General features: G+C 62.3%; 16 protein-coding genes and 2 pseudogenes. 5 read left to right on the top strand and 13 right to left on the bottom strand.

Annotated elements, in window-relative coordinates; translation table 11 throughout:
* The first annotated feature begins 120 nt into the window (after nucleotides 1–120).
* The 3 genes and pseudogenes from U5O12_RS14355 to U5O12_RS14345 form a co-directional block, all read left to right on the top strand.
* A complete protein-coding gene (locus tag U5O12_RS14355) occupies nucleotides 121–1,290 on the top strand; it encodes an IS4 family transposase (protein WP_322576672.1) in 1,170 nt (389 codons plus the stop codon).
* Nucleotides 1,291–1,611: 321 nt separating this feature from the next.
* Complete coding sequence (locus U5O12_RS14350; protein ID WP_322576672.1) at nucleotides 1,612–2,781, top strand: IS4 family transposase; 1,170 nt, start codon at nucleotides 1,612–1,614, stop codon at nucleotides 2,779–2,781.
* Nucleotides 2,782–2,796: 15 nt separating this feature from the next.
* A pseudogene (locus U5O12_RS14345) lies at nucleotides 2,797–3,666 on the top strand (putative Na+/H+ antiporter); the annotation flags it as partial.
* Nucleotides 3,667–3,682: 16 nt separating this feature from the next.
* Here U5O12_RS14345 and U5O12_RS14340 read toward each other — a convergent pair.
* The 7 genes and pseudogenes from U5O12_RS14340 to U5O12_RS14310 form a co-directional block, all read right to left on the bottom strand.
* Nucleotides 3,683–4,324, bottom strand: coding sequence for a 2-hydroxychromene-2-carboxylate isomerase (locus U5O12_RS14340; RefSeq protein WP_322579298.1), 642 nt, complete (start codon nucleotides 4,322–4,324; stop codon nucleotides 3,683–3,685).
* A 26-nt stretch (nucleotides 4,325–4,350) separates the two neighbouring features.
* The gene (locus U5O12_RS14335; protein WP_322579297.1) at nucleotides 4,351–5,103 is read right to left on the bottom strand and encodes a YbaK/EbsC family protein; all 753 of its coding nucleotides are present in this window, start codon (nucleotides 5,101–5,103) and stop codon (nucleotides 4,351–4,353) included.
* A gap of 100 nt (nucleotides 5,104–5,203) precedes the next feature.
* Complete coding sequence (locus U5O12_RS14330) at nucleotides 5,204–6,115, bottom strand: hydroxymethylglutaryl-CoA lyase (RefSeq protein WP_322579296.1); 912 nt, start codon at nucleotides 6,113–6,115, stop codon at nucleotides 5,204–5,206.
* Between the two features lie 15 nt (nucleotides 6,116–6,130).
* On the bottom strand, nucleotides 6,131–7,060 hold the full coding sequence (locus tag U5O12_RS14325; RefSeq protein ID WP_416221493.1) for a 2-hydroxyacid dehydrogenase: 930 nt from the start codon (nucleotides 7,058–7,060) through the stop codon (nucleotides 6,131–6,133).
* A gap of 45 nt (nucleotides 7,061–7,105) precedes the next feature.
* Nucleotides 7,106–9,139 (bottom strand): acetyl/propionyl/methylcrotonyl-CoA carboxylase subunit alpha, encoded by a 2,034-nt coding sequence (locus U5O12_RS14320; protein ID WP_322579295.1) that lies wholly within the window; start codon nucleotides 9,137–9,139, stop codon nucleotides 7,106–7,108.
* 18 nt (nucleotides 9,140–9,157) lie between these two features.
* Nucleotides 9,158–9,938 (bottom strand): annotated as a pseudogene (locus U5O12_RS14315) (enoyl-CoA hydratase/isomerase family protein).
* A gap of 10 nt (nucleotides 9,939–9,948) precedes the next feature.
* Complete coding sequence (locus tag U5O12_RS14310) at nucleotides 9,949–11,556, bottom strand: carboxyl transferase domain-containing protein (protein ID WP_322579294.1); 1,608 nt, start codon at nucleotides 11,554–11,556, stop codon at nucleotides 9,949–9,951.
* 122 nt (nucleotides 11,557–11,678) lie between these two features.
* On the opposite strand from U5O12_RS14310, the gene U5O12_RS14305 reads away from it, so the two are divergent.
* Both U5O12_RS14305 and U5O12_RS14300 read left to right on the top strand, forming a co-directional pair.
* Nucleotides 11,679–12,710, top strand: coding sequence for an AraC family transcriptional regulator (locus U5O12_RS14305; protein ID WP_322579293.1), 1,032 nt, complete (start codon nucleotides 11,679–11,681; stop codon nucleotides 12,708–12,710).
* Between the two features lie 68 nt (nucleotides 12,711–12,778).
* Nucleotides 12,779–13,447 (top strand): glutathione S-transferase family protein, encoded by a 669-nt coding sequence (locus tag U5O12_RS14300; RefSeq protein ID WP_322579292.1) that lies wholly within the window; start codon nucleotides 12,779–12,781, stop codon nucleotides 13,445–13,447.
* Between the two features lie 54 nt (nucleotides 13,448–13,501).
* Here the strand turns inward: U5O12_RS14300 and U5O12_RS14295 are convergent, their stop codons facing one another.
* The 6 genes from U5O12_RS14295 to U5O12_RS14270 are packed head-to-tail and all read right to left on the bottom strand — an operon-like array spanning nucleotide 13,502 to nucleotide 18,360.
* Complete coding sequence (locus U5O12_RS14295) at nucleotides 13,502–14,869, bottom strand: patatin-like phospholipase family protein (RefSeq protein WP_322579291.1); 1,368 nt, start codon at nucleotides 14,867–14,869, stop codon at nucleotides 13,502–13,504.
* A complete protein-coding gene (locus U5O12_RS14290; RefSeq protein ID WP_322579290.1) occupies nucleotides 14,866–15,519 on the bottom strand; it encodes an HAD family phosphatase in 654 nt (217 codons plus the stop codon). The genes U5O12_RS14295 and U5O12_RS14290 overlap by 4 nt, the downstream gene beginning before the upstream one ends.
* Nucleotides 15,516–15,935 (bottom strand): YchJ family protein, encoded by a 420-nt coding sequence (locus U5O12_RS14285; protein ID WP_322579289.1) that lies wholly within the window; start codon nucleotides 15,933–15,935, stop codon nucleotides 15,516–15,518. Before U5O12_RS14285 ends, U5O12_RS14290 begins: the two co-directional genes overlap by 4 nt.
* 19 nt (nucleotides 15,936–15,954) lie before the next feature.
* Entirely contained in the window at nucleotides 15,955–16,377 is a 423-nt protein-coding gene (locus tag U5O12_RS14280; protein WP_322579288.1) for a rhodanese-like domain-containing protein, read from the bottom strand.
* A 13-nt stretch (nucleotides 16,378–16,390) separates the two neighbouring features.
* Nucleotides 16,391–17,422: an amidohydrolase family protein gene (locus tag U5O12_RS14275; protein ID WP_322579287.1), complete on the bottom strand. Its 1,032-nt coding sequence runs from the start codon at nucleotides 17,420–17,422 to the stop codon at nucleotides 16,391–16,393.
* Between the two features lie 23 nt (nucleotides 17,423–17,445).
* Nucleotides 17,446–18,360, bottom strand: coding sequence for an MBL fold metallo-hydrolase (locus U5O12_RS14270; protein WP_322579299.1), 915 nt, complete (start codon nucleotides 18,358–18,360; stop codon nucleotides 17,446–17,448).
* Nucleotides 18,361–18,368: the final 8 nt, after the last annotated feature.

Genomic DNA, 18,368 nt, shown 5'->3' with positions numbered 1-18,368 from the left:
TGGCCATCGGCTTGCAAGCCAATAGCAACGCGGGTTTCAAGAGGTTCATGGCTGTCCACGATTTGAATTTCAATTGGCACATTTGCGATGCTCTCGGGTTTGAACAGCCTGGGGTGACGCATGAACGTGGGCAAGACGCTGTTTGCGCAAATCATGGAGTACGTGCCATGGAAGACGTTTGGTCGCATCATCGATCGCCACGCGGGCGATGCCGGAGTGCGAACTCTCAGTTGCGCCGACTTGTTTCGGGTGATGGCCTTTGCGCAACTGACCTGGCGCGAATCCCTGCGCGACATCGAGGTCTGTCTTGCTGCCAACCAAACCAAGCTGTTTCACATGGGCATGAAGGGCGTTCCCGCACGCTCCACGCTGTCCGATGCGCTGAACCTGCGGGATTGGCGCATCTACCACGCGCTGGCGATGCGTCTGATCCAACGTGCCAGAAGTCTCTATGCCAGAGACGCCCTGAACATCGACCTGGATGCCACGGTCTACGCGCTGGATGCGACCACGATCGACCTGTGTCTGAGTTTGTTCGACTGGGCCCCATTTCGTACCACCAAAGCGGCTGTGAAGATGCATACGCTGCTGGACCTGCGTGGCTCTATTCCCGCTTTCATTCACATCAGCGACGGCAAGATGCACGAGGTCAACGTGCTGGACATCCTGCCCATCGAAGCCGGTGCCTTTTACGTGATGGATCGGGGCTACCTGGATTTCGCTCGGCTGTACAAGATGCATCAGGCCGGAGCTTTCTTTGTCACCCGCGCCAAGCGGGGTATGGATGCGCGTCGGGTGTATTCGGCACCCACCCATCGGGATACCGGAGTGATCTGCGATCAGACCATTGCTCTGAACGGGTTCTACACCGCTCAAGACTATCCCGAGCACTTGCGCCGCATCCGATTCAAGGATCCCGAGTCCGGCAGGACCTTGGTGTTTCTGACCAACAACACCAGTCTGCCGGCGCTGACGATTGCCGCCCTGTACAAGAACCGTTGGCAGGTGGAACTGTTCTTCAAGTGGATAAAACAGCACTTGCGCATCAAGCGCTTTTTGGGCACGAGCGAGAACGCGGTCAAGACACAAATTTGGTGCGCCGTGTCCACTTACGTGCTGATTGCCATCGTCAAGAAGGAGCTTCACTTGGATGCCTCGCTCTACACATTTCTACAGATATTGTCAGTGTCGGTTTTTGAGAAAACCCAGATTTCATGCGCCTTGCAGCCCGACACCCCATTGCCAGAAACACCGATCAGCTCTAACCAGTTGAATTTGTTTACTTTTTAACCGGACACTACTGGGGGGAGATTTTCATGGCCCTCATGGGGCCATGGAAGGATCCCCTCCTCCCTTGCAGTACTTGAAATCCAACTTCACTGAGCCTCTATTCGTATTTATCCGGTTGATACCAATGCACCGAACCATGGCATTCTTCTTCACGGCGCTGGCAATAGTTCCTTTGCTAGCAGTAGTGTCCGGTTTAAATGATGGCCATCGGCTTGCAAGCCAATAGCAACGCGGGTTTCAAGAGGTTCATGGCTGTCCACGATTTGAATTTCAATTGGCACATTTGCGATGCTCTCGGGTTTGAACAGCCTGGGGTGACGCATGAACGTGGGCAAGACGCTGTTTGCGCAAATCATGGAGTACGTGCCATGGAAGACGTTTGGTCGCATCATCGATCGCCACGCGGGCGATGCCGGAGTGCGAACTCTCAGTTGCGCCGACTTGTTTCGGGTGATGGCCTTTGCGCAACTGACCTGGCGCGAATCCCTGCGCGACATCGAGGTCTGTCTTGCTGCCAACCAAACCAAGCTGTTTCACATGGGCATGAAGGGCGTTCCCGCACGCTCCACGCTGTCCGATGCGCTGAACCTGCGGGATTGGCGCATCTACCACGCGCTGGCGATGCGTCTGATCCAACGTGCCAGAAGTCTCTATGCCAGAGACGCCCTGAACATCGACCTGGATGCCACGGTCTACGCGCTGGATGCGACCACGATCGACCTGTGTCTGAGTTTGTTCGACTGGGCCCCATTTCGTACCACCAAAGCGGCTGTGAAGATGCATACGCTGCTGGACCTGCGTGGCTCTATTCCCGCTTTCATTCACATCAGCGACGGCAAGATGCACGAGGTCAACGTGCTGGACATCCTGCCCATCGAAGCCGGTGCCTTTTACGTGATGGATCGGGGCTACCTGGATTTCGCTCGGCTGTACAAGATGCATCAGGCCGGAGCTTTCTTTGTCACCCGCGCCAAGCGGGGTATGGATGCGCGTCGGGTGTATTCGGCACCCACCCATCGGGATACCGGAGTGATCTGCGATCAGACCATTGCTCTGAACGGGTTCTACACCGCTCAAGACTATCCCGAGCACTTGCGCCGCATCCGATTCAAGGATCCCGAGTCCGGCAGGACCTTGGTGTTTCTGACCAACAACACCAGTCTGCCGGCGCTGACGATTGCCGCCCTGTACAAGAACCGTTGGCAGGTGGAACTGTTCTTCAAGTGGATAAAACAGCACTTGCGCATCAAGCGCTTTTTGGGCACGAGCGAGAACGCGGTCAAGACACAAATTTGGTGCGCCGTGTCCACTTACGTGCTGATTGCCATCGTCAAGAAGGAGCTTCACTTGGATGCCTCGCTCTACACATTTCTACAGATATTGTCAGTGTCGGTTTTTGAGAAAACCCAGATTTCATGCGCCTTGCAGCCCGACACCCCATTGCCAGAAACACCGATCAGCTCTAACCAGTTGAATTTGTTTACTTTTTAACCGGACACTACTGCTTTGCTAGGGTCCTTTATTACGGAGCCTGCAGCGATGACCTTGGCAGCGCTTTTGATGAAAGACACCGTATTCGCCAAGGCCTCGCGCCGGCTCCAATATGCTGCACTAGGGGTCCTATTTGTCAACATATCTATCGGAGGCACCCTAACACCTTTTGCAGCGCCTCCAGTATTGATGGTAGCTGCGAAGTGGGATTTGGATATCGTCTACATGATCACTCATGTTGGCTGGAAAGCGGCCATCGCAGTATTCATCAACGCCGGAGTACTGACTTTGCTATTCGCAAAGGAGCTCAAAGGCATGAGCTACTCCACTCAGTCGCCATACACCGGTGTTCCGGGCTGGGCGATCGCACTACATTTGGCATTCTTGGTAGCAATTGTCATATTTGCGCACCATCCAGCAGCCTTTATTGCAGTGTTCTTATTATTCATGGGAGTTGCTACGGCCTATCCAGCTTTTCAAGAGCGACTAATTTTGCGTGAGGGCCTGCTAGTTGCATTCTTCCTCGGAGGACTCGTTGTCCTTGGAGGCACGCAGCAGTGGTGGCTTCAGCCCGTGTTGCTGAGCATGGATGCAACCTCCGTGTATTTCGGAGCAACCGCACTAACCGCAATCACGGACAATGCGGCGCTAACCTACTTGGGTTCTTTGGTCGAAGGTTTGACACCAGAGTTTAAGTATGCCCTTCTTACCGGCGCGGTCACCGGTGGGGGACTCACCATCATTGCAAATGCGCCGAACCCGGCAGGTGCTTCGATTTTGAAGTCGACTTTCCATCAGGGTGCAATTTCTCCCTTAAGTTTGCTGCTGGGCGCAATACCCCCGACTATCGTTGCAATTGTTTGTTTCCGCCTATTCCCGTTCTGAAACCCGCGGGTGAGTTCTATTTACGCAAGGCAATGGCTGAGGGGATGGCTGCTATGCCATCCCAATCCAAGGTCGCGAACCAAGCGTCCCCTTCGAGATAGGAACGCAACATTGGCAAAGCGTCAAGCCCCCAAAACACTTTGCCATCCACCGCAAAACTGGGCGCGCCAAACACCTGCAGCGCAATGGCCTCGTCACCATGGGCCTTGAGCTGGGCTTTCACAGGGGCGCCAGCGGCGTCTTGCGCCGGTGACAGGGACATCGTCAGATCCTCCAGGCGCTGTGTATCCGCCGCATCTGCCCCACCCTGCCACACATGCCGAAACAAGGTTTCACACACATAGCGGTTGGGCAGGCCCTGCGCATCACAGGCGATGGCAAGGCGCAACAAGCCCAAGGGATTGAAGGGATGGGCGGCCGGAAAATCCAAAGGGATGCTTTGGCGCTGCGCCAGCCACTGCACGTGGCGGTAGATCCAGGCGCGCTTGGGAGGCACCTCGGCCGGGCCCAGCACCGCGTTGTGCTTGAGCAGCCCACCCAGAAACACGGGTTTGTAGACCACGTGGTAGCTCAGGCCCTGCAAGGCCCGCGGCAGCTCTTCAAATGCCAGGTAGGCATAGGGCGAGATAAAGTCCAGATAAAACGTGATTTGCTTCATGGGGGGGCTTTGGTGAGGCAACGGAGTCAGGCAAATGCGCTGGGGTGGGTCTGCCGCAGGCGCTCGGTGATGTGGGTCCACATCACCTTTTTGGCTGCGTCGTCGCTACGGCCCCATTCGCGAATCTCATCGATGGTGCGAAAACAGCCTTCGCACAGGCCACTGCCCGTATCCATACGGCACACATTCACACAAGGACTAGGCACGTTTTCGGCCATAGAGCTTATGGATAGTGCGCGAGCAGCTAGCGTTTTAATAGCATTTTCGCGCGCCAGCGCATCGAGCACGTTTTCGTCCTCAGGCACTTCCACCACATCGGCCACCGGTGCGCCCGTCAGCGCCACCAGGTGCTCGGGGTGCAGCTGGAACACGCCATGCGGATGTCCGGCAGCAGCCCACACCTCATCAAAACGGAACAGCTCACGGTCAATCAGCGTGACACCAGGCATGGCATGCGCCACCGGACTCACGCCACCAATGCTGAACCCGGTGCGCTCTTTCACGAAGGCCGCATTGGCCCGGCCCAGCGGCCCCACCAGTGCCGCCACTTTGGCCTCGTCCACACGGCGGTCACCCGAGGTGACGACCAGCACGGCCACATCGTCCTCGATGCGCTTGAAGATGATGCTCTTGGCAATCTGGCCCACGGCCACGCCCAGCGCATCCGCCGCCTGCTGCGCGGTGCGCGCGGCGCCGTCCAGCATCACCGGGCTGTGAGGGTGATTTTTTGCTTGCAATTCGGCAGCGACACGCTGCACGCCTTCGGGTAATTCAGTCAATTCAGCTCCACACATCAAAACAAAACCCCCACGCTTGTCACTGCGTGTACTGCGCTGCCCCCCAAGAGGGCCCTCGCGCCTTGGGTCGGCCCGGCAGCGCTCATATCCCAGCTCGCTTGGTGAGCAGCGCGTTGGCCGCGCGCGAGTGCGGTTTGCGCTGCAGGAAGTCGCTGATGAACTTGCCCGCGTCGATGAGCTTGTCCAGGTCAATGCCCGTCTCAATGCCCATGCCGTGCAGCAGGTAGACCACATCTTCGGTGGCCACATTGCCGGTCGCTCCCTTGGCATAAGGGCAGCCACCCAGGCCAGCGGACGAGGTGTCGTAATGCCAGATACCCATCTCCAGGCAGGCCAGCGTGTTGGCCAGCGCCATGCCGTAGGTATCGTGGAAGTGCCCGGATACGTGGTCGACGCTGTAGTACTGCAGCGTCGCGTCCATCGCGCGTTGCACCTTGAGCGGCGTGCCCACGCCAATCGTGTCGGCAACGCCCACATGCTCCACGCCAATGTCTTTCATCAGCCGCGCCACCAACGCCACTCGCTCGGGCGCAATCTCGCCCTCGTAGGGGCAGCCTACGGCACACGAGATGGCGCCGCGCACCGCAATGCCGGCCGCCTTGGCCGCCTCGGTCACGGGGCGGAAGCGTTCAATGCTTTCCTCGATCGAGCAGTTGATGTTCTTCTGGCTGAAGGCCTCGCTGGCTGCGCCGAAGACCACAATCTCGTCAGGCTTGGACAGTACCGCGGCCTCATAGCCCTTCATGTTGGGCGTGAGCACCGAGTAGCGCACACCCTGCTTGCGCTGGATGCCGGCCATCACCTCGGCGTTGTCCGCCATCTGCGGCACCCATTTGGGCGACACAAAGCTGGTGACCTCAATCTCTTTCAGGCCCGCGTCCTGCAGGCGGTGCACCAGCTCCACTTTCACGGCGGCGGGCACGGGCTCTTTCTCGTTCTGCAGGCCGTCACGCGGGCCCACGTCGATGATGGTGACTTTGGAGGGGATGGACATGGTCAGTCTCTCTATTTAGTAGCCGCGCACCGCATCCACGCGGCCCGCCACGGCTTCGCCCACTTGCAGCGCGGCAATCTTGCGGGCGATTTGCGCAATGCTTTCGCTGCGCAGGGTGCGGGCGGAGGTGTGGGGGGTGATGGTGATTTTGGGGTGGTTCCAGAAGGGGTGACCCTGCGGCAGCGGCTCGACGCGGAACACATCGAGTGTGGCACCCGCCAGGTGGCCGCCATCAATGGCTGCCAGCAGGTCCGCGTCCACCACATGGGCGCCGCGCGCCACGTTGATCACGTAGCCACCGGGGCGAATCTGGGCCAAGCGCTGGGCGTTGAGGATGTTCTCGGTGTCGGGGGTAAGCGGCAGCAGGCAGACCACGATGCGGCTGGCCGCCAAAAAGGTGTCCAGTTGCGCTGCGCCATGGAAGGATTGCACGCCGGCGATGGATTTGGGTGACTGGCTCCAGCCGTTCACCGGGAAGTCAAACTGCGCCACGGCCTTGGCCACACGTTCGCCCAGCACGCCCAACCCCAGCACACCTACGGGATAGTCCACCCGGCTGCGCGGCTTGCGGAAGGACCACTTGCCCATGGCCATGTCACTTTCGTAGCCATCGAGCTCACGGAAATGGCGGATGACGGCGTGGCACACGTACTCGGCCATCTGTACCGACATGCCCGCGTCGTCCAGCCGGATGACGGGCACACCCGCCGGCAGGCGCAGCTGCATCAGCGCATCCACCCCGGCGCCGGTGTTGAAAATGGCCTTCAGGCTGATCTGTTCGTCCAGCATCTGCTGGGGCGGCTTCCAGACCACCGCGTAATCCGCTTGCGGGGCACCGGGCTCCCACAGGGTGACCGTGGCGCCGGGCAATGCGGCCTGCAGGCCGGGAATCCAGGAGGCCGCGTCCATGTCGGCCGAGTAATAGGTAATGCGCAGAGAAGACATGGACGGATTTTCGCCGCTTTGCAAAGCCCCTCTGCCCTCCCCGGCTCAGGCCGTGGCCAAGCGCAGCAGCTCCGCCCCTTCGCTCACCTGATCGCCCGGCGCAAACAACAGCTCGGCCACCGTGCCATCGGCCGGTGCGGCAATGGTGTGCTCCATCTTCATAGCCTCCATCACCGCCAGCGCCTGGCCCTTGGTCACCGCGTCGCCCGCCTTCACCGCGAAGGACACCACCTTGCCCGGCATGGGCGCGGTCAGGCGCCCGCCTTCAGCGTGCGTGTCGCCGGCATGCGCCAGCGCGTCAATTGCTACGATTTGTGTAGCGCCTTGCGCAGTGAATACGTGGGCTACATCGCCATTTTTATGGATATGGGCCTGCACACGCTGGCTGCCCAGCTGCAAGTCCAACGTACCACCGGCCGCTTCGGCCCACGCCAGCGTTTGGGTATCGCCGCCCACCGTCAGCGTCTGTCCGTCGCGCTGGGTGGTCAGCACCACCGTGTGCGCCGCACCCGCGTACTCCAGCGCAAAGCTGCGTGTGGAGACGCCGTGCGAGCGCCAGCCATCGCGCTGCGCCCAAGGGTCGCGCCAGCCGCTGGCGTCCACCGCGGCGCCCTGCGCCTGCTCGGCCTGCAGGGTGTGCGCTACCAAGGCCGCAGCGGCCAGGGGCAGGCCCACCTTGTCTTGTTGAAAGAGCGCCGCCGCCTCGCGGGGGATCAGTGCCGTGTCCAGCTCGGCGTTGGCAAACGATGCGCTGGTGGTCACATGGCGCAGAAACTGCACGTTGGTCGCCAGCCCCACGATGTAGGTCTGCGCCAGCGCGGCGTCCAAGCGTGCCAAGGCTTCTGCACGCGTGGCACCGTGCACGATGAGCTTGGCCACCATGGAGTCGTAGAAAGGACTGATGGTGTCACCCTGGCGCACGCCAGAGTCCACACGCACAGCGTCCGGAGCGCGCTCAAACGTGGCATGCGTGGGCAGGCCATAGACCTGCAGCGTGCCGGTGGCAGGCAGGAAGTTGTTGTCCGGGTTCTCGGCGCAGATGCGCGCCTCAATGGCATGGCCGTGAATCTGCAGCTGGTCTTGTTGCAGCGGCAGCGGCTCACCGCTGGCCACACGTAACTGCCACTCCACCAAGTCCAGCCCGGTAATGGCCTCGGTCACCGGGTGCTCCACCTGCAGGCGCGTGTTCATCTCCATAAAGTAAAACTTCATGGCTTCGGGGTGCGCGTAACCCTGGGGCTGCTCCACGATGAACTCCACCGTACCAGCACCCACATAGTTCACTGCGCGCGCGGCTTCCACGGCCGCAGCACCCATGCGCGCGCGCAGCTCAGGGGTCATTCCGGGCGCGGGCGCCTCCTCCAGCACCTTCTGGTGGCGGCGCTGCACCGAGCAGTCGCGCTCAAACAGGTAGACGTAGTTGCCCTGCGTGTCGCCAAACACCTGAATCTCGATATGGCGCGGGCGCTGCACGTATTTTTCCACCAGCACCGCGTCATCGCCGAAGCTGTTGATGGCCTCGCGCTTGCAACTGGCCAGCGCGGCGGCAAAGTCCTCCGCCTTGTCCACCGCACGCATGCCCTTGCCACCACCGCCCGCGCTGGCCTTGATGAGCACGGGGTAGCCAATGCGGTCGGCTTCGCGCTGCAACAGCGCAGGATCCTGGTCAGCACCGTGGTAACCGGGCACCAGCGGCACGCCGGCCTTTTCCATCAGCTGCTTGGATTCGGCCTTCAGGCCCATGGCCTGGATGGCGGACGCAGGCGGGCCGATGAAGACCAGACCTGCTGCGGCGCAGGCCTTGGCAAAGTCTTCGTTTTCGCTCAGGAAGCCGTAGCCGGGGTGGATGGCTTGCGCCCCCGTGGCCTTGGCGGCCTCGATGATGCGTTCCCAGCGCAGGTAGCTGTCCTTGGGCGCGCTGCCGCCGATGTGCACGGCTTCGTCACACGCAGCCACGTGCTTGGCGCGGGCATCGGCATCCGAGTACACCGCTACGGTTTTGATAGCTAGTCGCGCAGCCGTGGCGGCCACACGGCAGGCAATTTCACTGCGGTTGGCGATCAGGATTTTGGTGAACATAGTGTTTTCCTCGGAAATTCAGACCAGCCAGTTCGGCTTGCGCTTTTGCAAAAAGGACTGCACGCCCTCCCGTCCTTCGGTGCTGCTGCGTATGTCGGCAATGCCTTCCACCGTCTGGGCGATCAAGGCGCCGTCGATCTCGCGCTCCGCCACGGTCTGCACCAGCTCTTTGCAGCTGCGCACGGCGTTCGGGCTGAGCATTAACCAGCGCCTTCACCAGCTCGGCCACCTTCGCGTCCAGCTGCTCGGCGGGCACCACCTCATGCACAAAGCCGATGCGGTGCGCCTCCTGCGCGCTGAAGCGCTCGGCCGTCAAAAAGTAGCGATGCGCGGCGCGTGCGCCCATGGCGCGGATGACGTAGGGGCTGATGGTGGCCGGGATCAAGCCCAGCTTCACTTCGCTCAGGCAAAAGCCCGCGGTGTCCACGGCCACCGCCATGTCACACGCGGCCACCAGGCCCATGCCACCGGCCACCACATCACCCTGGATGCGGGCGATGGTGGGCTTGGGGCAGGCATACATCACGCGCAGCATCTCGGCCAGCTTGGCGGCATCAAGCAGATTCTCGGCACGCGTGTAGTCGGCCATGCGGTGCATCCAGTGCAGGTCGGCGCCCGCGCAGAAGGCCGGGCCCTCGGCGGCCAGTACCACGGCACGCACTTCGGCGCTGGCCGCGGCGGTCTGGAAGGCCTGGGTGATCTCGGCAATCACCTCGTCATTGAAGGCGTTGCGCACCTCGGGGCGGCTCAGCGTGATCGTGAGCAGTGCGCCGGTGTGGGTCAGGGTCAGTGCGGTCATGGCCTGCCCCTTACATGCGGAAGACGCCGAACTTGGTGTCTTCAATGGGGGCGTTGAGAGCTGCACTCAGTCCCAGCGCCAGCACCCGGCGCGTGTCGGCGGGGACGATGATGCCGTCGTCCCACAGGCGGGCCGTGGCGTAGTAGGGGTGGCCCTGCTCTTCGTACTGCTGGCGGATGGGGGCTTTGAAGGCTTCTTCCTCTTCCATGCTCCACTGCCCGCCTTTGCCCTCAATGCCATCGCGCTTGACGGTGGCCAGCACGCTGGCGGCCTGCTCGCCACCCATGACACTGATGCGCGCGTTGGGCCACATCCACAGGAAGCGGGGGCTGTACGCACGTCCGCACATGCCGTAGTTGCCCGCGCCAAAGCTGCCGCCGATGATGATGGTGAACTTGGGAACATTCGCGGTGGCCACGGCCGTCACCATCTTGGCGCCGTTGCGGGCAATGCCTTCGTTCTCGTACTTGCGGCCGACCATGAAGCCAGTGATGTTCTGCAGAAAGACCAGCGGAATCTTGCGCTGGCAGCACAGCTCGATGAAATGCGCACCCTTGAGTGCCGACTCAGAAAACAGGATGCCGTTATTGGCAATGATGCCCACGGCCATGCCTTCGATATGCGCGAAGCCCGTGACCAGCGTGGCGCCATAGCGCGGCTTGAACTCGTGGAATTCGCTGCCATCGACGATGCGTGCAATGATCTCGCGCACATCGAAAGGCTTGCGCGTGTCGGTGGGGATCACGCCATACAGCTCTTCTGCTGCATATTTAGGAGCTACTGGCGCAAGCGTGGCAAGGGCTGGAGGCTTCTTTTTATTCAAATGCGCCACCGCCTGGCGCGCCAGGCTAATGGCGTGCAGGTCGTTCTGCGCCAAGTGGTCGGCCACACCCGACAGGCGTGTGTGCACATCGCCACCACCCAGGTCTTCGGCCGTCACCACCTCGCCCGTAGCCGCCTTCACCAGCGGGGGGCCACCCAAAAAGATGGTGCCCTGGTTTTTGACGATGATGGTCTCATCGCTCATGGCGGGCACATAGGCACCACCGGCGGTGCAGCTACCCATGACCACCGCAATCTGCGCAATGCCCTGCGCACTCATGTTGGCCTGGTTGAAGAAGATGCGGCCAAAGTGGTCGCGGTCGGGGAAAACTTCGTCCTGGTTGGGCAAGTTGGCGCCGCCGCTGTCCACCAGGTAGATGCAGGTGAGGTGGTTTTGCGCCGCAATCTCTTGTGCGCGCAGGTGCTTCTTGACCGTGAGCGGGTAGTAGGTGCCGCCCTTCACGGTGGCGTCGTTGCACACGATCATGCAGTCCACCCCGCTCACACGGCCCAGGCCCGCCACAATGCCGGCGCCCGGGGCGGCGTTGTCGTAGACGTTGAGCGCAGCCAGCGGGGCCAGCTCCAGAAACGGCGTACCGGGGTCCAGCAGCATGGCCACGCGGTCGCGCGGCAGCAGCTTGCCGCGAGCGGTGTGCTTGGCGCGGGCGGCCTCGCCACCGCCTTGGGCCACACGGGCCACCTGGGCCTGCAAATCGGCCACCAGGGCGCGCATAGCGCTGGCGTTGGCCGCAAAGTCGGCAGATCGGGGGTTGAGCTGGGTTTCCAGAATCGTCATGGGCGCATCCGGTCAGGGGTTGGACAGTCAAGCGGCATTGTCCGCCTGTAGCCCGTGGGCACCAGCGCTGCCGAGGTTGCAAATCCTGCCACACACGCCGCATTTTTTGGCACACTGCAAGTATGCCCGCCCACGCCCCCATCGCTGCCACGCCCATGGCCTTTGTCCAAGCCATTGTGGCGGCCTATGCGCGCTACGGGCAGCACCCGACGCAGGCACTGGCCCAGGCACAGATTGCGCCAGCGCAGCTGCGAGACCAAAGCGCCCGCATTACCGCCTGGCAGATGGAACGTATCTCGGAAGCTGCGATGCGTGAGCTGGACGACGAGGCGCTGGGCTGGTTCCACCGCCGCCTGCCCTGGGGCAGCTACGGCATGCTGGCGCGTGCCTCCATCAGTGCGCCCACACTGGCGCTGGCCGTGCAGCGCTGGTGCCGCCACCACGGCCTCATTGCCGACGACATCACCCTCACCCTGCAGACCAGCGGCAGCACCGCCAGCATCACCATTGCCGAGAACCGCGAATTAGGCGAGGGGGGCGCGCTGCGCGAGTTTTGCCTGGTCTCGGTGCTGCGCAACATCCTGGGCCTAGCCTGCTGGCTGGTGGACTCGCGCATTCCGCTCCTGCAAGCGCAGTTTCCGTTTGCTCCCCCGCCGCACGCGGAGGCTTACCAAGTGCTGTTTTCGGGCCCGACCCGCTTCGATCAAACGCAGGCTGCTATCAGTTTTGATGCGCAGTACCTGCAGCTGCCATTGCGCCGCGATGAAAAAGCGCTGCAGCAGATGCTGCAGCACGCCCTGCCGCTGACCGTGCTGCAGTACCGGCGCGACCGCCTGCTGGTGCAGCGCGTGCGCCAGCTGCTGGCCACCCAGCAGCAGGACACGCATGGCGCCGAGGCGCTGGCAGCGCTGCTGCACCTGTCGCCGCGCACCCTGCACCGCCAGCTGAAAGAGGAAGGGGCCACGCTGCAGGCCCTGAAGGATGAAGTGCGCCAAAGTCGCGCCACCGAGCTGCTGCTGCGCACGCGCCGCCCTATCAAGCAGGTGGCGGAGGCGGCGGGCTTTCAGAACGAGAAAAGCTTTATGCGCGCCTTCAAGGGCTGGACCGGCCAGTCGCCAGCCGAATTCCGCCGCCAAGCCACGCCCCAGGACTGACGCAGTTGGCGTGATTTGTGCCCCGACGTGGCACACGCCGCACCCGGCCGCGGCCTACACTGATTGCCATGATGGTTCTCTACCACTGCGTCAGCGCACGATCCTTTCGCCCCCTGTGGATGCTGGAAGAACTGGGCTTGCCCTGCGAACTGCGCATGCTGCCCTTTCCGCCGCGCGCCCTGGCGCGCCACTACCTGGAAGAAAACCCGCTGGGCACGGTGCCGCTGCTGGTGGACGGCGCCACGCGCATGACCGAGTCCGCCGCCATCTGCCAGTACCTGGCCGCGCGACACGGCGCTGGTGCATTCGATGTGCCATCGGACGACCCGGCCTACGGTGCCTACCTGAACTGGCTGCACATGAGCGACGCCACGCTCACCTTTCCGCAGACCCTGGTGCTACGCTACACCCACTTCGAGCCCCCAGACCGTCTGCAGCCCCAGGTGGCTGCGGACTACGCGCGCTGGTTTCTGGCGCGCCTGCGGGCGGTGGACGCGGCACTGCAGAACGCAGAATACTTGTGTGCCGGCCGCTTCACCGCCGCCGATGTGGCCGTGGGCTACGCGCTGCTGCTGGCGCAGCATCTGGGCTTGTCCGCCCAGTTTCCACCTGCCATCTCCGCCTACTGGCAGCGCCTGCAGGCCCGCCCCGCCTACCAGCGCGCGCTGCAGGTGCAGCACCAGGCGGCGCTGGACCAAGGTGTGCCAACAACGCCCTCGCCCGACATTCGCCCCTGATACCGCTGCAGGCTGGCTGGCATATGGGCCGACGCCCCCTCAAGGTGGGGCACTTCAGCGCGGCGCGTCTTGCCTCAAGGCCTGCATCAAGTTCTTGAACTCCGGGGATTCGCTCAGTATGGTGCGCCCCGCTCCAATCAATTGGGTGACGTCCTGGTCAGAAATACTCAGCGCCGTGGGCACTTGCAGCAATTTGCGCCGCTGCACGACATCCGGCGCATCGCGCAGGTTCACCTGAATCACATGCACTTGGGCGTCGGGCGCGAACACGTCTTGCCCCCCGTGGTACCGCTGTGCCAGCTCACTTTTCCACTGGCGGGTCAGATCGGCGAGAAATTCCTGCGTCTCCTTGGTGGCGCGGGCACCGGCACCGAACAGCAGCGTATCCAGAACCTCTGCGGTGCCAGGAAGGCGATCACTCATGTCGATGTTGGCCGACGGATCACGTTCGGAGTTCACCGAAATCAAGACCAGCTTGCGGATCGTGCCAGGCGCAATGCCGGTGCGCAGCAGCGTCGGGCGAAGCCCGCCATCCGCCAAGGCGCTGTCCAGCATGCGACGAACGCCCAGGTTGTCTGACAGCCCGCCATCCACCAAATGGATGTAGGGGCGGTTCTTGCTATCGAGGTAGCTGCGCGCCTGGTCCCGGTACAGACGGGTGCGATAGTCATCCCATGCGTCACCCTGTTGCGCAGGGGGCGGGCATTCGCCCGCAAAATTGCGCAAAGTCACAGGGCTGAGCAACAGGGGCACCGCGGACGAGGCCGCCACGGCGAAAGAAACCGGAACGTCCTCCAGCTTCGAACAAATCAGGTCAAACTGTGATTTGCTGAAGTCAAACCCGGTGCCCAAGGACATGTCGGTCGCCGTGATCAGCAGCTCAGGATGCCCGGGCCGTCGCGCCAGATCCCCGAACGTTGCCGATTGGTAGAGCGCATCGAGCCGCTCAGCCAACAAGTGCGAGCGCCCGAACCAAGGTGAGGTCAAAGACACGAGGTTGCCCGGGCGCAGCGCGTAGTTCAGCAGGCTATCTTGGAAGTCTCGCCGCAGGTATTCATGTTCAAAGCGGCCCAGTCCTTTCTCACCATAGGTCGCGAGGTAGGCTGCCATGATGCTGCCCCCAGATACCCCGCCGACCAAATCAACTTTCTGCAGCAAGTTGCGCTCTTGCCCGTTCCACATAAACCGGCTGGCCTGCAGCTCTTCCAAGACGCCGTATCCGAATGCCGCCGCCCGCGCGCCACCACCGGAAAATATGACGGCCATCAAGATACTTGGGTCGCGCTCGTCCCCGTCCACCGGCGCAATCGCAGGGGTCAGCTCCTTGTTCGGTTGATTGATCCAAGGCCTGACCGTAGAACACCCCACCAGAAAGGCGGCCACGAGCAGAAGCAGGCCGCAGCGCACAGCGCCAGCCCTCATAGGCCCAGCCTTGCCGGCAACTCAGCCATCGACGCGAAGACCAGGACCGCTCCGGCCCGCAGCAGCACGTCGCCCTGTCCGCTGGGGGCATAGGCAAACACCGTAGCACCGGCGGCCACGCCAGCCGTCACCCCGGTCACGGTGTCTTCCACCACGGCGCAGCGCGCCGGGTTGGCGCCCAAGGCGGCAGCTGCCGCAAGGTACACATCCGGCGCAGGCTTGGAGCGCGGCATCTCGTGGCCGCTGAAAACGCGCCCGTCAAAGTAGGGCCACAGGCCGACCTTCTGCAGCTGCATCTCCACCTTGATGCGGTCCGCCCCCGAGGCACAAGCGATACGGCCCTGGAGACCGGCGTGCACCGCCGCCACTGCGGGCACCGCACCGGCAATGGCGAGCACCTGCGCATCCAGCGCGGCATTGCGCCGGGCCCGGAATTCGGCCATCCATTCGGGCGTGAGCGGTTTGCCGGTCTCGGCCTCTATGCGGCTGCGCTCATCGATCACGGCCTTGCCCACAAAAATATCCATGCATTCCTGCACGCTCAGGCACCAGCCCTGCTCGGCCAGCATGTCGCGCAATACGCCGTTGGTGATGGGTTCGCTGTCCACCAGCACACCATCACAGTCAAACAACACGGCTTCAAACTTCACAGGGCATCTCCATCTACATACAACCAGGCGCCATTGTCGAGGACGAAGCGGCTGCGCTCATGCAGCCGCACCGCAGCGCCTACCGCGGGCTTCTGGCGCGCGACGAATTCCACCTGCGCATGGGTAGCGTCTTGCACGGTGTGACTGCGCACCTCCAGCCCCAGCCATTTGACGCCGGGCTCAAACGCCACGTTCGCGGGCCGCTGGCTGGGGTGCCAGGTCTTGAGGAGATAGGTTTCGCGGTCCAAGACAAACGCGCAGTAGCGGCTGCGCATCAGGCTTTCAGCATCGGGTGCGGGAGCATCGGTCTCCAGCCAGCGGCCGCAGCAGGCGCCATAGGCAAGGAGCTTCTTCTGGTGCAGCCTGCCGCAGGGGCAGGCGTCGGTCATCACAAAGGGCTTCATGCCCTCGATCATGCCTTGGCTTTTGGCAGCGTCAGCCCTTGGCTTGGCGACGCGCCTTTTGGGCTTCCAGGGTTTCGGTGGGCGCACCGGCTTTCACCCATTCGCCCCAGCCTCCATCGATATGGGCCACATTGGTCATGCCCATAACCTGCAAAGCCTTGGCAGCCAGCGCACTGCGCCAGCCAGCTCCGCAGAACAAGATGAACTCTTTGGACTCATCCGCAAACAAGGGCTTGTGGTACGGCGACGCTGGGTCCACCCAGAACTCCAGCATGCCGCGCGGCGCATGAAAGGCGCCAAGCACGGTACCGTCGTTCAGCTCGCGGATGTCACGGATATCCACAATCTGCACAGACGGGTCCTGCAGGCGGAATTGCACCTCGGCCACGCTGTAGGTGGTGACTTGCGCCATGGCTTCGTCGACCAGTGCGCGGAATCCTTTGGTAATGGGCATGTAAAAAGAGTCCTCAGGGTTCAAGTTTGTAAATCCGCACCGCGTTTTCAAACGCCACTTGGCGCGCCACGTCGGGCGGCAAAGCTGCCAACACCATCAGAATGCCCTGGCGCTGCGTGGCAGAGCGCTCTGCAAAAATGCGCGCGGCGGGGCCACCCTGAGCCTGATCGGCCACGAGAAAACTGTCACTGCCCATCACGAAGCGATCGGGATATTTCTGCACCACCGCCATCCACTCCGGATTGAGCTTGCCTCGGCCTTGCAACATCACACCGGCTTGCATGCCACGCGGACGCAGACTCATGTACAGATTCGGATGTCGCTCCAGCATGGCGGCGGCAAGCCGCGGGGTAAAGTTGCCCAACATATCGTTGCCACCTGCATGGGCCCAAACGATCCGGGCCTTGCGGTTGTAGGCCACAAGGCGCTCAAAGGCTTCGAAATTGGGCTCAAACTCTGCTGGGTTGTTGGGCGAGGTCAGCTCCGCAGGCTTGGCCATTTTGGCCAGGACCGGGTCGAAATGCACGTCCAGCACCAAGTCGTATTGGGCCACCACATCCACCAGGGTTTTGACCAAACCGTCGTCGGCGGGGATGGCCTCGTAGGCGTGCAAATCGTTCAGCGACAAATGGTGCAGCGCAATTTCACCAAAGCCCTTGACCCCACTCTGTGCGGACTGCTCTGCCAGAGCCCGGAAGGCGGCCACTTTTTCCGGGGGGACTTTGCCATCGTGGATCTGGTGCATCAACGGATTCAGCGAATTACCGCCCGCCATCACGGCAAACCGCTTGCCTTCCGCCGCCAACTGGGCTTGCACCGCCAAAAAATCAGCCCCAGCAATGTTGGGCCGAGGTTGCGAGGACACCACCATCATGCGCATGTTTTCCGCCTGCATCAGGGTCCGGGCTTTGGCTACCAGCTCGGCCGTGCTGGAGGCATTGTCCATGGTGAAGTGAAAGTGGGTGTCTATCCACTCCACTGCCTGGGCCCGGGCACCCGCCCCGCACATCAGCAGAGCGATCAGGCAGAACAATCGGCTTCGCATCGGCATGTCCTCCAGAATGTGGTTCACCCGATGTTGTACACCACGCTGTCTTGCACCCTTGCAGCCCCCGAGCGCACAAGGTCCTGCACCAGCTGGCGGGCGGCAGCTTCAAAGGTCTGCCCGTCAAAGTGTGTGGACAGCATGGTCGCAAAGTAGGGCGTGCCGCGGGCCCAGCCCAGTAGCGCGTCCAACTCCAGGCGTTGGGCTTCCAGCAGCTTGAACTTGAGCAACACCTTGGCCGCGTACTGCAGGTGCTTGGCAGGGTTTTGGACAAAACCATTCAAACGCTGGCGTGCATAGGCAATGGCCTGCGCAGCATCGGTAAACGGCGCGCCATGGCCAGGGATGACGGTGGCGGGGTTCAGGCGCTCAATCAGGTCCAGCGTGGCGGCCACCTCGTCAAACGCGTCGTCGCCGTCCAGCTCGGGGAAGACCACGCCAAAGCCCTTTTCCCACAAGGCATCTGCCGAGACCAGTGCGCGACTATGCGGCTCAAACAGGATGACCGAATGCGGGTCGTGCCCGGGCGCTGCGTGCACCTGCCATTGCAAGTCACCCAGCTGTATCTCGGTGCCGGGTCGCAGCGTGGCGTCCAGATGAAAGCGCGGGCATTGCTGGCCCGTGGGCGTGTAGCTCAGGGCATGGGCGTCCCACACGCGCACATAGTCGGCATGGGCAGGCGGAATATGCGTTTGTAGCGCCGGATAACGCGCCTGGAGCGCGGCATTGCCCCCGCAGTGGTCGCTGTGCAAATGGGTGTTGAGCAGCAGGTCCAGTGGGCGGCCCTGCAAGGCGGAATCCAGCAGCGCCAGCGTCTGGTCGGCATGCGTGCAGTACCCGCTGTCGATAAGCGCCGTGCCACCTGCACCCTGGATGAGGATGTTGTTGCTGGAGAGCCAGCCGCGCTCAAAAACACTGACGCCGGTGGGCAGGGACAGCGCAGTCA

It is taken from the genome of Rhodoferax sp. (genome assembly GCF_034519335.1).
In the GTDB taxonomy this organism is placed as follows: Bacteria; Pseudomonadota; Gammaproteobacteria; order Burkholderiales; family Burkholderiaceae_C; genus Allorhodoferax.
This window is presented reverse-complemented; position numbering and strand designations above follow the sequence as displayed.